The following is a 1,379-nucleotide window of genomic DNA, read 5'->3' on the forward strand; positions in this document are numbered from 1 at the left end:
CTCCAGATGCTGGTGCGAGAGCCCCTCGTTGGGCGTGAGCAGGATGATCCGGTTTAGCTCACCTTCACGGTTATGTTTTTTCAGGTAGTGCTGGTACTGCAAGATGTTGATGTGCATGAGCAGCGTTTTGCCACTGCCAGTGGCCATCCAGAAGGCCAGCTTGTTGAGGTCCTGCCTGGTGTACGGCTCGATCTGTGACGGGGAGACTTGGCGACGGGGCGAAGAGGCGACGTCCCCACGCCTCCCTATCCCCCTCTCCCCTTGTCCCCTTGTCTCCCTGTCCCCATGTCCCCTCGCCTCTCTCTCCTCTCCCAATCGTGCATTAAACGCGGCTACGTGGCGGTTGAGCTCGACGAGCAACCCCTCCGCGTCGCGGAAGTACCGGTCGAGGTAAATCTCGGTGAAGAGCAGCGCCAGGTACTGAAAGTACTTCGGGTAGAGGAACGGTCCTCCGTGGTTCCGCCGCTCGGTGATCCGCTTCCAATGGCGCACGATGTTCTGATCGTAGGCCTGCAAGTCGGACAGGGAGACCTGGCGACTTGGCGACCCGGTGATCTGGCCCTCCCAGTCTCCACCTTGCCCTGTTTCACCGTCTCTCCATCTCTCTGTCCCCCAGTCTCGCAGTCTCAAAACGTGATAGAAGCGGCTGATGTTGTTTTCGTCGAAGCCCTCCAGCTCTGGGGCCTTCAAGCTGGCGGCCAGGCGCTCGAAGCTCGACACACCGAAAAGCGAGAGCAGCCACTGATGAAGCACCAATCGCTGCTCGAATTTGAGAGCGGGAGAGCGGGAGACAGGGAGAGCAGGAGACTGGGAGACTTTTCGACCGGGCGATGTTGCCTTTCGGTCCATTAGCGTTCGCCTCCTGGTCCTTGATCCAATGTCCACTTTGCAGGCTGGCGAATCATGGTGACGAGCTGACCGATGATGTGTTCGTATGTTCCATCCAACTCTGTTGCCGTCTTCTGATCGATGTAGCCACACCGAAGCGAAAGCTCAATCCATGTTTGGACTTCCGTCGCTTCGGTCTCTGCATCGTTTAGCTTTGCAACAAAAGCAGCTTCGTATCGCCGCTTGCGCCATGCTTCGGCAAGATTGGCCGCCACTGAGCGCGAGCTGCGTCGCATCTGGTCAACCATGCTGTACTTCTCCTCCACTGGAAACGACCTGCTGACCTCGAAGATTCTCATCGCGGCATCCATCGCGTTCTGCCAGACCGTTAGCTCCTTGTGCGTGCTGATCTTCGCCATCTCGCTTTGTCTCCAGGTCTCCTTGTCCCCAAGTCGCGTTGTCTCCAAGTCCCCATGTCACCCCGTCCCGAGGTCGCCCTGTCCCCAGGTCGCCCTGTCACAAACCAGCCACGTCGAACATGCGCCGCCGGA

At 58.7% G+C, this 1,379-nt stretch carries 2 protein-coding genes; both read right to left on the bottom strand.

The genetic code is table 11. The annotated features are described in order from the left end of the window. Nucleotides 1-849, bottom strand: an 849-nt coding sequence (locus tag ABJK56_RS03605) for a DEAD/DEAH box helicase family protein (protein ID WP_347243301.1), incomplete at its 3' end; no start/stop codon positions are given. Further along, on the bottom strand, nucleotides 849-1,247 hold the full coding sequence (locus ABJK56_RS03610; protein ID WP_347243302.1) for a four helix bundle protein: 399 nt from the start codon (nucleotides 1,245-1,247) through the stop codon (nucleotides 849-851). The genes ABJK56_RS03605 and ABJK56_RS03610, both read right to left, overlap by 1 nt. Nucleotides 1,248-1,379: the final 132 nt, after the last annotated feature.

Origin of the sequence: Thermogutta sp., from assembly GCF_039793925.1 — a bacterium.
In the GTDB taxonomy this organism is placed as follows: domain Bacteria; phylum Planctomycetota; class Planctomycetia; order Pirellulales; family Thermoguttaceae; genus Thermogutta.

What these genes read in the sequence shown, in the direction of transcription:
- ABJK56_RS03610 (WP_347243302.1), bottom strand. Translation starts at nt 1,247, where the DNA reads ATGGCGAAGATCAGCACGCACAAGGAGCTAACGGTCTGGCAGAACGCG.